Below are 13,196 nucleotides of genomic sequence, written 5' to 3' on the forward strand. Positions count from 1 at the left end.
ACGAGTCGGCCGGGCGGCCGCGGTGCGCGGAACGGGCGGTCTCCCGTCACGCCGCGCATCGAGGAAAGTCCGGACTCCGCAGAGCAGGGTGGTTGTCAACGGCAACCCGGGGTGACCCGCGGGACAGTGCCACAGAGAACAGACCGCCGGCCGCGAGGTCGGTAAGGGTGAAACGGTGCGGTAAGAGCGCACCAGCGGCACGGGTGACCGTGCCGGCTCGGTAAACCCCACCCGGAGCAAGGCCGAAGCACGCACCTCGCGGTGCGTGTGCGCGGGCGTCACGAGGGCTGCTCGCCCCAGCCCGCGGGTGGGCCGCTCGAGGTACCCGGCGACGGTGTGCCCAGATGGATGGTCGCCGCCCACGCGGTCTCACGACCGTGCGGGAACAGGATCCGGCTTACGTGCCGACTCGTTCGCCTCACTCTTCTCTAGGGTTGGGGGAGTGAAGCGCATCCTCTCCGCCCCCGACATCGACTTCGCCAGTATACGCACCGAACTGGGCGTCGACGAGGAGTACGGCGACGATGCCCTCGCCGAAGCCCGGGCCACCGCGCAGATGATCGACTCCGGCGCTCCGGGTGCCGACCGGTACGCCGACGTCCGCGAGGACCACACCGGCGTCCCCTTCGTCACGATCGACCCGCCGACCTCCCGAGATCTCGACCAGGCGGTGCACCTCACCGCCGACGGCGACGGGTTCGTCGTCGACTACGCGATCGCCGATGTCGCGGCACTCATCACCCCCGAAGGTGCTCTCGACCAGGAGAGCCGGCGACGCGGCGCGACCGTGTACTTCCCGGACGGGTCGGTCCCGTTGCACCCTCGCGCACTGTCCGAGGGCGCGGGTTCCCTTCTGCCGGAGCAGGTCAGACTGTGTGTGCTGTGGACCATCCGGGTGGCCGGCGACGGATCGGTGACCGATGTCCGGGTGCGGCGGTCCCGCATCGCCTCGGTTGCGCGCCTCGACTACGCCGGGGTCTCGGCCGATGCCGCCGCCGGCCGGCTGCATCCCGCCATCGCCGCCCTGCCCGCATTCGGCGAACTGCGACGCGAGGTCGCGCTGGCGCGGGGCGCGGTCGAACTCGACCTGCCCGACCAGACGGTCGTCCGCACGGCCGACGGGTGGCGTCTTGATCTCGAGGCACACACACCCGCCGACATGTGGAACTCGCAGGTGTCGCTGCTGGCCGGGATGTGCGCGGGCACGATCATGGTCGAGGCCGGTGTCGGGCTGCTGCGCACCCTGCCGCCGGCCGAGGAGGACGCGATCGAGGATCTGCGCGCCGCTGCCCGGGCCCTCGGGGTGCAGTGGCCGGCCGGCTTGCCGGTGGGCCGGTTCCTGGCGGGGCTACCGGGTGGCGAACCGAGCACGCTCGCCCTGCAATCGGCCGCGGCCGGGCTCATGCGGGGTGCCAACTACCTCGCCCTCACCGGACCCGACGAGCCCGTCGATGACGCGCTGATGCGGCATTCGGCGATCGGTGGGCTCTATGCCCATGTCACCGCACCGCTGCGGCGGCTCGGGGACCGGTTCGCCACCGAGGTGTGTCTGGCGATCGCATCCGGTACGCCGGTACCGGACTGGGTGCACCGCGCGTTGCCGACGCTGCCCAAGATCCTGCGGTCGGCCGACACGCTCGGCGCCACCGCGGATCGCGCGAGCATCGACCTCGCCGAAGCGGTGATTCTGCGGGAACGGGTGGGTGAGCGGTTCGACGCGCTGGTGATGTCGGGCGCGACCGAGCGCAGGCAGGCGCAGATCTTCCTGTCCGATCCGCCGGTGGTCGCGCGCTGCGCGGGTGATCTACGCCCCGGCGACCGCGTGGTCGTCGAACTCACCAAAGCCGACGAAGTGACCCGGACGGTGGAGTTCCGCAAGGTGTGAGGTGTTCGGTCAGAGTTCCTTGGCGACTCGGCGGTACGCGGCGATCGCGCGGTGCCCGTCGGCCTCGAGCCGGGCGTCGATCCGGCCGAGTACGAACATGTCGGGGCCGCCGAGGGTGCCGGCCGAGGCGATCTGTGCGAGTCGCGTCCGGTTGATCCGGGTGTCGTTGAAATCGCCCAGCGCGGACTGGATCTTCTTGGCCGCCACGCCGACCTCGCGATACTTCTTCTTCCCGAGCGGTTCGGTCGCGTCGATGCTGTAGCGCAGCCGCTTGGCGCGCTTGCGGATGGTGTGCAGCTGCTCCTCCCACTCGTCGGAACCCTCGGCGAAGCCGGCGAGACGAGCCTGTGCGCGGTGGATGTGCTTGCGGCTGCGGGCGATCGCCTTGTCGACGACCGTGGTCGCCGGGATGTCGGCGTCGGGGCCCGGTGGGGGCGACGCGATCAGGCCGTCGATGCTGTCGAGCAGGGCGAAGTACCGCTTCGACGACATCGCGGCGTGTGCCGCGCGCAGGGCGCGATCGTGGGCGGTGACCTCGGTGCCGGCGAGCTCGGCGAGCAGCTCCGGCGAGGCGTTCTCGCCACGCAGCAGTGATTCGCTCAACTCGAGCTGCACCTCTGAATCGCGTGCGTCGCCGAGGATCTGGGCGAGCAGCTTCAGCTCGGCGCCGATGTGGGCGGTGCGCTCGGCGTCGAGGACGGTGGGGAAGCCCGACAACACGCTGCGCAGGCGGCGGCACGCCACGCGCATCTGGTGCACCGCGTCGGGGGCGTCGACGCGCACCAGGGGATCGTAGGCGACCAGCGAATTGCGGTGCAGCGCAATGTCGGTGACGACGAGTTCGAGTGCGGTGGGTCGCTTGGACAGGCGCGGTTCGTGCACGGTCGGGGTGGCGCCGATCGCACGGGCGAGTTTCGACGCGCTCGACGCCTCGCGGCCGCCCCCGGCACGCAGCGCTTTGTCGGCGGCCTTCAGGAGCTTCGGCGTGCCACCGGCGAGGAGCTCGAACTCCCACTCCGCCCACTGCTGGCTGTGACCGCCGGGCAGGAGCGACTGGGCGGTGACGAGGTCCTCGGCGAGTTCGGCGAGCGGCTCGTCGTCGGCGCCGAGCAACCGGGTCACGGTGCGCGTCGTGGAGATGACGGCGACCGGCATCAGGGTGCGTTCGCGGATGTGGGCCAGGACCGGTGTCGACAGCGCGTCGGGGACGTCGCCGTCCGCGGGCGCCTCGTCGAAGCCCACGTGCAGCTCTCGCCGGGTTCCCGGAATGCCCGTGGGGCGCTTGAGGTGCCAGCCCTGGTCGCTTCCGCCGGTACGCCGACGCATGGTGATCTTGTTGCCGGCGAGGTCGAGGTTCTCGGTGTCGAAATAGGTGGCGTCGAGTGAGAACGTCTCCGGGGTCGTCGCCGACACGACACCGGGCAGCACCCGCAGGTCGGGGGCCACGTGTCCGGCGTCCACGTCGAACTTCAGCTCCACCTCGACCTGCTCGGATGCGGCCACCTGTTCCTCCTGGTTTCTCGACGGCTGTCCGTCGAGCTTAGTGGTGCGTGCGGAGTACTGGCGTCGGCTACCGCGCGAACCGGTCCGTGGCCTCGATCAGGTGGTGTCTGATACCCGGCTCGTACGATGCGTGCCCGGCGTCGGCGACGATGCGGAGATCGGCAGCCGGCCAGGCGCGGTGCAGGTCCCAGGCGCTGCGCATCGGGCACACGACGTCGTAGCGGCCCTGCACGATCACGCCGGGGATGGAGGCGATCGTGTCGATCTCGTCGAGGAGCTGACCGTCGCGCAGGAATCCGTGATTGACGAAGTAGTGGTTCTCGATCGATGCGAAGGCGAGGTCGAAGCGGTCGGTGTCCTTCTTCTGGGGGTCGTCCGCCGAGGAACCGTCCGACTCCTCGTCGGGGCGGGGGAGGAGATAGCTGGTCGCCTGCTCCCAACCCGTCCAGGCGCGGGCGGCGGCGCGGGCCGTCGCGGCGTCCCCGGAGGTGAGCAGGCGGTGATAGGCGGCGACGAGGTCGCCGTCGCGTTCGTCGACGGGGATGGGCTCGAGGTAGCTCTCCCACAGGTCGGGGTAGATGTGGGCGGCCCCGCCGTTGTAGTACCAGTCGATCTCGCTGCGCCGCAGCAGGAAGATGCCGCGCAGCACGAGTTCGGTGACGCGGTCGGGATGGGCTTGCGCGTAGGCGAGACCGAGTGTCGAACCCCAGGAACCGCCGAAGACCTGCCAGCGGTCGATCCCGAGATGAGTACGGAGGCGCTCCATGTCGGCGATGAGGTGCGGTGTCGTGTTGACGGTGAGGTTCGCGCCGTCGGCGATGTGGGGCCGGGACTGTCCGCAGCCGCGCTGGTCGAACAGGACGATCCGGTACTTCGCCGGGTCGAAGAACCGGCGCTGCGCCGGGGACGTCCCGCCCCCGGGCCCGCCGTGCACGAACACGGCGGGTTTGCCGTCCGGGTTGCCGGAGGTCTCCCAGTAGATCTGCTGGCCGTCGCCGCCGTCGAGATGGCCGGAGGCGTAGGGCTCGATCTCCGGGTAGAAGTTCCGCATGGACGTCAGCGTAGTGCTGACGTCCGGGCTCTCAGTAGCTGTGTTCGGGGCCGGGGAACACTCCGCGGCGCACCTCGTCGGCGTATTGCTCGGCGGCCGAGCGTAATTCGCCTCCGACATCGGCGAAGCGCTTGACGAACTTCGCGGTCTTGCCGTGGGAGAGTCCGGCCATGTCCTGCCACACGAGGACCTGCGCGTCGGTCTCGTTGCCCGCGCCGATGCCGACGGTCGGGATGGTCAGCTTGCGGGCGATCTGACCGGCGAGATCGGCCGGCACCATCTCCATCACCACGGCGAAGGCGCCCGCCTCCTGGACGGCGATGGCGTCGGCGACGAGCTGATCGGCGCCGTCCCCGCGGCCCTGGACACGGAAGCCGCCGAGCCCGTTGACGCTCTGCGGGGTGAACCCGATGTGGGCCATGACCGGGATGCCGGCCGCGGTCAGCGCCGCGATCTGCGGGGCGACGCGTTCACCGCCTTCGAGTTTCACCGCGTGCGCACCGGTCTCCTTGAAGATCCGGAATGCGTTCTCGAGGGCGTGCTGCGGGCCGATCTCGTAGCTGCCGAACGGCATGTCGGCTACGACGAGTGCATGCGGTGCGCCGCGTACGACGGCGCGGATGAGCGGGACCATCTCGTCGACGGTGACCGGGATGGTGGTGTCGTAGCCCAGGACGACGTTGGCGGCGGAGTCGCCGACGAGCAGGACGGGGATCTCGGCGGCGTCGAAGATGCGGGCGGAGGAGTAGTCGTATGCGGTGAGCATCGACCACTTCTCGCCCTCGGCCTTCATCTGCGCGAGATGGTGGATGCGGGTCACGCGTCGCTTGGCGGACTGGGCGGGGGCGGACGCGCCGTAAACCGAGGAATCGGACATCGTTGTCTCTTTTCTGCCTCGAGTCCCGACTGGCCGGAGAGGCGCGGCGGGTACCCGGGTTGAACACGGACGTAGGCCATTGTTTCACTAGGACGACCTGTTGTGACCTGCCATGTTTATGCGATTGGTCACACGCGCGGACGGGGTCGAGAGCGCCGTGTGCGACTCTGTCGGCAGTTCACTTGGGATTTCGTGCCCGGCCCCGCGTCCCAGCTACTGGTCGGACGTCTCACGATGTGGGATTGAGTCCGTAAAACTGCAGCACATCGAGTTGGAATTGCGCGTGTAACACGGATTTAACAGCGTACTTCTAATGTCGGCGACCATGGATCGCCAAAAGGAATTCGTGCTGCGGACCCTCGAGGAGCGCGACATCCGCTTCGTCCGACTGTGGTTCACCGACGTCCTCGGTTATCTGAAGTCCGTGGCGATCGCCCCGGCCGAACTCGAGGGCGCGTTCGCCGAGGGTATCGGCTTCGACGGCTCGTCCATCGAGGGATTCTCCCGGGTCTCGGAAGCCGACACCGTGGCCAAGCCTGATCCGTCGACCTTCCAGGTGCTGCCGTGGACAACCTCGGCCGGTCGGCACCATTCCGCACGCATGTTCTGCGACATCGCGATGCCCGACGGCACTCCCAGTTGGGCCGACTCACGGCATGTGCTGCGCCGGCAGCTCAACAAGGCCGCCGACCTCGGCTTCAGCTGCTACGTCCACCCCGAGATCGAGTTCTTCCTGCTCAAAGAGGCGCCCCTGGACGGGTCGGTGCCGACTCCCGCGGACTCCGGGGGGTACTTCGACCAGGCCGTCCACGACGCCGCGCCCAACTTCCGGCGGCATGCCATCGAGGCCCTGGAGTCGATGGGCATCTCGGTCGAGTTCTCCCACCACGAGGGTGCGCCCGGTCAGCAGGAGATTGACCTGCGCTACGCCGACGCGCTGTCGATGGCCGACAACGTCATGACGTTCCGCTACCTCATCAAGGAGGTCGCGATCAACGAGGGCGTCTGGGCGACGTTCATGCCCAAGCCGTTCAGTGAGCATCCCGGGTCGGCGATGCACACCCACCTCAGCCTGTTCGAGGGCGACCTCAACGCCTTCCACAACCCCGACGACCCGATGCAGCTCTCGGCCACCGGAAAGAAGTTCATCGCCGGCATCCTGCATCACGCCTCGGAGATCAGTGCGGTCACCAACCAGTGGGTGAACAGCTACAAGCGGCTCATCCACGGTGGTGAGGCGCCGACCGCGGCCACCTGGGGCGGCGCCAACCGCTCGGCGCTGATCCGACTCCCGCTCTACACGCCGAACAAGGCGTCGTCGCGCCGCATCGAGGTCCGCAGCCCCGACTCCGCCTGCAATCCGTACCTGACCTTCGCGGTGCTGCTGGCCGCCGGGCTCAAGGGCATCAACGAGGACTACGAGCTGCCCGACGAGGCCGAGGACGACGTCTGGGCGCTCACCTCGGCCGAGCGTCGGGCGATGGGCTACAAGGAACTCCCCGGCAGCCTGGCCGACGCGCTGAAGGAGATGGAGAACTCGGAGCTGGTCGCCGAGGCCCTCGGCGAGCACGTGTTCGACTACTTCCTGCGAAACAAGTGGACGGAATGGACGAATTACCGCAGCCTCGTGACCCCGTTCGAGCTGCAGAACTACCTGCCGCTGTAAGGGCGGCCTTGCCCGGTCCGGGACCGCGATGTCGTGCCGATCGGATCCGGTCGCTACTTTTGTGATGTGACAACACGATCGGGCCCCCCGGGGCGAGCCGGACGCAGCACCGTCCCCAGCGCGGGCCGGCTGGGTCTGCTCGACGACTCCGCACCCCGGAACCTCGCCGATCTCGGGTGGAACACGCCAGAATCGGTCGACGTGTTGTGGGCCCTGTCGCGGTCTCCCGACGCCGACCTGGCCCTCCGTACGCTCGTGCGGTTGCGCAGCGCCGTCGGCGACGAGTGGTCCGAGATCGACGGCCTGGTGCGCGCGGAGCGCGCATTCCGTGGGCGCCTGTTCGCGGTCATCGGTTCGTCGGACGCGCTCGCCGATCACCTGGTCGCCGAACCGTCGAGCTGGCGGCTCCTGCTCGCCGACGAGTTGCCCGACCGTGCCGAGGTCGACCGTCTGATGCTCGCCTCCGTCGGTGCCGAGCCCGTTCCGGGCGAGGTCGAGAAGGGCAACCGGGTGTACCGGTCGGCGCTCACCGGCCCGAAGGCCGTCATCGCACTCCGCCTGGCCTACCGCAACCTGATCCTGCAACTCGCGGCCCACGACGTCGCCTCGACCGTCGAGGACGAACCGGTGATGTGGTTGCCCGAGGTGGGTGCCTACCTGTCCGACTGCGCCGACGCCGCCATGACCGCCGCCCTCGCCGTCGCCTTCGCCGAGGTCTGCGGGGACGATCCCATCCCGGTCCGGCTCGCCGTGGTCGCGATGGGCAAATGCGGTGCGCGCGAACTGAACTACGTCAGCGACGTCGACGTCATCTTCGTCAGTGACCCGGCCGACGGTACCGCGGCGCGGATCGCGGGCGAGATGATGCGCATCGGTTCGCTCGCGTTCTTCGAGGTCGATGCCGCGCTACGGCCCGAGGGGAAGTCCGGAGCGCTGACCCGAACCCTGGAATCGCATGTGGCCTACTACGAACGGTGGGCCAAGACCTGGGAGTTCCAAGCGCTGCTCAAGGCCCGGGCGATGACCGGCGACATGCATCTCGCCGACGATTACATCGCCGCGGTCAAACCGATGGTGTGGAAGGCGGCCGAGCGGCCCGACTTCGTGCCCGAGGTGCAGAAGATGCGACGCCGCGTCGAATCCCTGCTCCCCGAGGACGAGCGCGAGCGCAACCTCAAACTCGGGCGCGGCAGTCTGCGCGACGTCGAGTTCGCGGTCCAGCTCCTGCAGATGGTGCACGGCCGGGTGGACGAGAACCTGCGCGTGATGCCGACCGTCGACGCGCTGGCCGCGCTCACCGCGGGCGGTTACGTCGGACGCGACGACGCCGCGAATCTCAGTGCGTCGTACCAGTTCTTGCGTCTCCTCGAACACCGGCTGCAGCTTCAGCGCATGTCCCGGACGCATCTGCTGCCGCAGCCCGACGACCACGAGGCGCTGCGCTGGCTCGCCCGCGCCGCACACATCCGGCGAGAGGGCGAACTCGACGCGACGGGGGTGCTGCGCGAACAGATCCGCCACCAGAGCCTGCGGGTCCGGCGGCTGCACCAGAAGCTGTTCTACCGCCCGCTGCTCGAGGCGGTCACGCGCTTCAAGACCGACGAGCTGACCCTGACCGACACCTCCGCCGAGAGGCGGCTGGCCGCACTGGGTTACGCGAAACCCGATCGGGCACTGAGTCATATCCGCGCGCTGTCGAACGCGCCGGGACGCCGCGGTCAGATCCAGCTGCTCATCCTGCCGCAGTTGCTCGAACACATCGGGGATACACCGGATCCCGATGCCGGCCTGCTGAACTACCGCCGGCTGTGCGACGTGATGGAGGACACCGACTGGTTCCTGCGACTGCTGCGCGACGACGGCGTGGTGGCGGCGCGGCTGATGAAGGTGCTCGGGACGTCGGAGTACATCGCGAACATGCTGATGCGTTCGCCCGAGGTGATCCACCAGTACTCCGACGGGCCGGACGGGCCCAAGCTGTGCAACGTGCGCCCCGAGGACGTCGCCAAGGGCCTCGTCGCCTCGACGGTCCGCCAGCAGGACATGAAACGCGCAGTGGCCGTGGCCCGTTCGCACCGTCGGGCCGAGCTGGTCCGCATCGCCTCTGCCGACGTGCTGGGACTGCTGGACGTACCGGCCGTCTGCAAGGCGCTGTCCAGTGTGTGGGCGGCGGTCCTGAACGCAGCGCTCACCGTCGCGATCAACATCTCCGAGCGAGAACGGGGGAGCCGGGCGCCGGCGCGCATCGCGGTGATCGGGATGGGCCGGCTCGGCGGTGGCGAGCTGGGTTACGGATCCGACGCCGACGTGATGTTCGTGTGTCAGCCCGATCGGGACGCCGAGGAGTCCGAGGCGCTCAAGTGGGCGCAGACGATCGCCGAGAACGTGCGGTCGATGCTGGGGAGCCCGAGCGCGGATCCACCCCTCGAGGTCGACACAGGGCTGCGACCCGAAGGCCGGAACGGTCCGATCGTGCGGACCCTCGCGTCCTACGCCGCCTACTACGCGCAGTGGGCGCAACCGTGGGAGGTCCAGGCGCTGCTCCGGGCGCATCAGGTAGCGGGCGACGAGGCCCTCGGCATCGACTTCCTGCACATGATCGACCACGTGCGGTATCCGGCCGGCGGTGTCAGCAACGACGCCGTTCGGGAGATCCGCCGGATCAAGGCCCGCGTGGACGCCGAACGTCTGCCGCGCGGCGCCGACCCGGCCACCCACACCAAGCTCGGCCGCGGTGGCCTCGCCGACATCGAGTGGACGGTGCAGCTCCTGCAGCTGAAGTATGCGCACCGCTATCGGAGCCTGCACAACACGTCGACGCTGGACTCACTGGATGCCATCGGCGCGGCGGAGTTGTTGTCGGAGAACGACGTCGCGCTGTTGAAGGACGCCTGGACGACCGCGACGAAGGCGCGCAACGCGCTGGTCCTGGTGCGTGGCAAGCCGATCGATCAACTACCTGGGCCGGGTGCACAACTGCGCCAGATCGCGTTTGCCGCGGGGTGGCCGGAGGACCAGGCCAACGAGTTCCTGGAGAATTATCTCCGGGTGACGCGCCGGGCCAAGGCCGTGGTGCTCAAGGTCTTCGGGGCCTGAGCGCGGAGAGATGCGGACGGGCGCGGAAGGGCGCAGCTGACTCCGGCGGGGGAACACCGGATCACATGGGGGAGCGATGACGAGATTTCTGTGGGCGGCCGCGTACGTCCTGGGGTGGGCGATGCTCGCCGGCGTGGTGCTGGGCGTGTTCCTGCACTTTTACCCGTCCCGCGGTGACGTCGCGCTGTACCTCACGAGCGCCGTGCAGTTCGCGTTGATCCCCGGAGTGATCGCCATCGTCGTCTTCGCGGTCCTGCGGCGCTGGTTCATGCTGGCGATTGCGATCGTGGCCGTCGGCGGTCTGGCCTACACCCAGGTGCCGCTGGTCATCGCCAACGCGGCGCCGTCCGGCGAGCGGTTCACCGTCGTGTCGGCCAACCTGCTCTTTGGCGGGGGCGACCTGGGTGCGCTCGAGAAGATCGTCGCCGACGCCGATCCGGACCTCGTGTCCCTCCAAGAGGTCACCCCCGAGGCGCTGGAACGTCTGCGGCGCAGTGAGATCGGCCGGACCCTGCCGCACGAGTTCGCGATCCCGTACACCTACGCGGCCGGCACCGCGATGTTCAGCAAGCGCCCGCTGGACGAGCGATACAACATCCCGGGGACGGTGCTGCACAACCTGCAGGCCCGCACCGACCTGCCGGGCGCCGCCGGGACCCAGGTCCTGGCCATCCACCCGGCGGCGCCGCTGTGGGGTCGCAACTGGGACTGGCACGACGACATGGACACGCTCGCCACACATTTCGCCGAGCTCCCACCCGGCCGGGTGATCGCGATCGGGGACTACAACTCCACCTGGAATCACGCGAAGTATCGCAGCCTGCTGACCAACGGGCTCGTCGACGGCACCGACATGGCCGGTGCCGGGTTCCTGCCGAGCTATCCCACCGACAAGCAGCTCGGCAACCGGCCGCTGGTCGCCATCGACCGGGTCATCCTGCGCGGTTTCGTGGCCACGTCGATGGACACCCACTACCTGCCGGGTTCCGATCACCGGACTCTGGTGGTAACACTGGTGGCATCATGACGCCCGATCCCCAGAACGTCGGACCACACGACCGCCCGAGTATCTCCGAACGTCTGCGTTCGGCCACCGCGGTGGCGCACGAACGCGCCGAGCATGCGCCGTTCATCGACGATCTGATGTCGGGCCGGTTGGACTCCGGCGAGTATCAGCGCCTGGCGGTCCAGTTGTACTTCGTCTACGAGGCGCTCGAGCGTGTCGGTGCCGACCTGGCGGGGGACCCGGTGGCCGACGCCGTGCTGGACCCGAAACTGCTTCGCCTGCAACGCCTCGGCGCCGACCTCGCCTCCTTCGGCATCGACCCGTCGACGGCGTCGCCGCTGCCGGCAGTGGCGCGGTATGTAGCGGCGATCGAATCAACCCGCACCGACCCGGCGCGCTACGTGGCTCATCACTACACGCGCTATCTCGGCGACCTCAGCGGTGGCCAGGTGGTGGCCCACCGCATGCGAGAGCATTACGGGGTCGAGGACGCGGCGCTGAGTTTCTACTCGTTCGACGAGATCGACAAGCTCAAGCGCTACAAGGACGCCTACCGGGCGCGGCTCGACGCGCTACCGCTCGACGCCACAGGGATCGACCGGCTCGTCGACGAGGCCATCGCCGCTTTCGACCACAATCAGGCGGTGTTCGGCGATCTCGACGGCGCCCGGGCGGCCTGACCCATAGGTCCGCCCGAACGACGGGATCGTCGAATCAGGCGTCAGTTGACCTGCAGCTTGACGGTGCGGTCCAGGACGACCTCGCTCAGGTCGTCGTGGCCCTTCACGAGTTCGATGCGCAACTGGTTGTCGTCGAGACGACTGGTGGTCCGAACCACTCGCGGGGTGCCCTCCAGGCGGATGCGGTCACCGGGTACGAGGTCTTCGACGTATACATCACGGGTCATTCGTCCAAACTACGGTCGTATTCGGTGAGTCGGCAGGGTAACAAGTCCCAAAAGTGGTACGGATCACATGCCGTATTGCGGGTGCTGTTTCGACGCACGTCAGCGTTGCCGTTCGGCACCCGATTGCACATCCAGCGCGCGTCGCGCGCTGACACCCTGCGGAAGGTGAATCGATGGCAGATGCCGCCGTGCCCGATCTCAGCGAGATCCTCGCCGACTCGCCCACCAATTGGGGCAGATGGGGACCCGATGACGAGGTGGGCAGCCTGAACCATCTGACGGCCGCACAGGTCTTGGCGGGCGCGGCGCAGATCAGGCGGGGCGCGGTGTTCACGCTTCAGCGCCTGATCGGTGATCCCCACGGTGACCCCGTGTGGCCGGGTCGTAGCCCTGCCACTCGCGAGATGACCCTTGACGAATCGCACTGGGATGACGGCAAAGGGCCTGCTTTCCCCGGAGGCATGCACTGCGCCGACGACAAGCTCACCGCATCGCTCCAGGGTTCCACGCAGTACGACGCGCTCGGCCACGTCTGGTACGACGGCCAGATCTGGAACGGGTACGACTCGAGGACCACGATCGGGGGCTTGTCGAGGGCCAGCGTCGCGCCGATCGCCGAGCGTGGAGTGGTCGGTCGCGCCGTGCTCCTCGACATCGCACGTCACCGGGGTAAGGCCTACCTGGAGCCGTACGAGACGTTCGACCACGAGGATCTGATCGCGTGTGCCGAGTACCAGGGCACGGAGATCCAGCCGCGCGACATCGTGGTGATCCGAACCAATCACCTGCAACTGTTCTTCGAGAACGCCGTCGAGTTTTACAGCGACTTCTGCGAATCCGGCCTCGTCTACTCCCGCGAACTCGTGTCCTGGTTCCAGGAGATGGAGATACCGAATCTCGTGACCGACACCATCGCGAACGAGGTGACCGTGGACCCGAACAACGGCGCCGCTCTGGTGCTGCACAACGCGCTCATGCGCAACCTCGGCGTGGCGTTCACCGAGATCTGCGACCTCGAGAAGCTCGCCGCCGATTGCGCCGACGACGGGGTCTACACGTTCTTCTACGTGGCCGCGCCGCTGAAGATCAACGAGGCCACCGGTTCTCCTGTCAACCCTGTCGCCATCAAGTGAGACTTCTTCCCGGCCGGGCAGTCGTCTCAAGGTGAGACGTTCTGCGAGCGCACCCATGCCTACTCTTCGCGC

The 13,196-nt window shown here is 68.4% G+C and carries 10 protein-coding genes and 1 other RNA gene; 7 read left to right on the plus strand and 4 right to left on the minus strand.

Features of this window, described 5'->3' with window-relative positions; genetic code table 11:
• The first annotated feature begins 1 nt into the window (after position 1).
• Both rnpB and JW364_RS02745 read left to right on the plus strand, forming a co-directional pair.
• Positions 2-416, plus strand: an RNA gene (gene rnpB / locus JW364_RS02740) — RNase P RNA component class A.
• Positions 417-442: 26 nt separating this feature from the next.
• A complete protein-coding gene (locus JW364_RS02745) occupies positions 443-1,885 on the plus strand; it encodes an RNB domain-containing ribonuclease (protein ID WP_205333017.1) in 1,443 nt (480 codons plus the stop codon).
• Between the two features lie 9 nt (positions 1,886-1,894).
• Here the strand turns inward: JW364_RS02745 and JW364_RS02750 are convergent, their stop codons facing one another.
• From JW364_RS02750 to panB, 3 genes are all read right to left on the minus strand, one after another.
• Entirely contained in the window at positions 1,895-3,388 is a 1,494-nt protein-coding gene (locus JW364_RS02750) for a CYTH and CHAD domain-containing protein (protein WP_068971679.1), read from the minus strand.
• Positions 3,389-3,455: 67 nt separating this feature from the next.
• Positions 3,456-4,439, minus strand: coding sequence for a prolyl aminopeptidase (pip, locus tag JW364_RS02755; RefSeq protein ID WP_068971680.1), 984 nt, complete (start codon positions 4,437-4,439; stop codon positions 3,456-3,458).
• A gap of 31 nt (positions 4,440-4,470) precedes the next feature.
• Positions 4,471-5,316, minus strand: a complete 846-nt coding sequence (gene panB / locus JW364_RS02760; protein WP_068971681.1) for a 3-methyl-2-oxobutanoate hydroxymethyltransferase — start codon at positions 5,314-5,316, stop codon at positions 4,471-4,473.
• 325 nt (positions 5,317-5,641) lie between these two features.
• On the opposite strand from panB, the gene glnA reads away from it, so the two are divergent.
• From glnA to JW364_RS02780, 4 genes are all read left to right on the plus strand, one after another.
• A complete protein-coding gene (glnA, locus tag JW364_RS02765) occupies positions 5,642-6,982 on the plus strand; it encodes a type I glutamate--ammonia ligase (RefSeq protein ID WP_065630066.1) in 1,341 nt (446 codons plus the stop codon).
• Positions 6,983-7,048: 66 nt separating this feature from the next.
• Entirely contained in the window at positions 7,049-10,078 is a 3,030-nt protein-coding gene (locus tag JW364_RS02770; protein WP_137808467.1) for a bifunctional [glutamine synthetase] adenylyltransferase/[glutamine synthetase]-adenylyl-L-tyrosine phosphorylase, read from the plus strand.
• Between the two features lie 76 nt (positions 10,079-10,154).
• A complete protein-coding gene (locus JW364_RS02775; protein ID WP_068971682.1) occupies positions 10,155-11,105 on the plus strand; it encodes an endonuclease/exonuclease/phosphatase family protein in 951 nt (316 codons plus the stop codon).
• Entirely contained in the window at positions 11,102-11,764 is a 663-nt protein-coding gene (locus JW364_RS02780) for a heme oxygenase (biliverdin-producing) (RefSeq protein WP_068971683.1), read from the plus strand. The genes JW364_RS02775 and JW364_RS02780 overlap by 4 nt, the downstream gene beginning before the upstream one ends.
• A gap of 41 nt (positions 11,765-11,805) precedes the next feature.
• On the opposite strand, the gene JW364_RS02785 is transcribed toward JW364_RS02780, so the two are convergent.
• Positions 11,806-11,991 (minus strand): hypothetical protein, encoded by a 186-nt coding sequence (locus JW364_RS02785; protein ID WP_065630063.1) that lies wholly within the window; start codon positions 11,989-11,991, stop codon positions 11,806-11,808.
• Between the two features lie 173 nt (positions 11,992-12,164).
• Here JW364_RS02785 and JW364_RS02790 point away from each other — a divergent pair, with 173 nt between their 5' ends.
• Positions 12,165-13,124, plus strand: a complete 960-nt coding sequence (locus tag JW364_RS02790) for a cyclase family protein (protein ID WP_068971684.1) — start codon at positions 12,165-12,167, stop codon at positions 13,122-13,124.
• Positions 13,125-13,196: the final 72 nt, after the last annotated feature.

The sequence above is a fragment of the Gordonia sp. BP-119 genome, from assembly GCF_016924115.1.
Classification (GTDB): domain Bacteria; phylum Actinomycetota; class Actinomycetes; order Mycobacteriales; family Mycobacteriaceae; genus Gordonia; species Gordonia hongkongensis.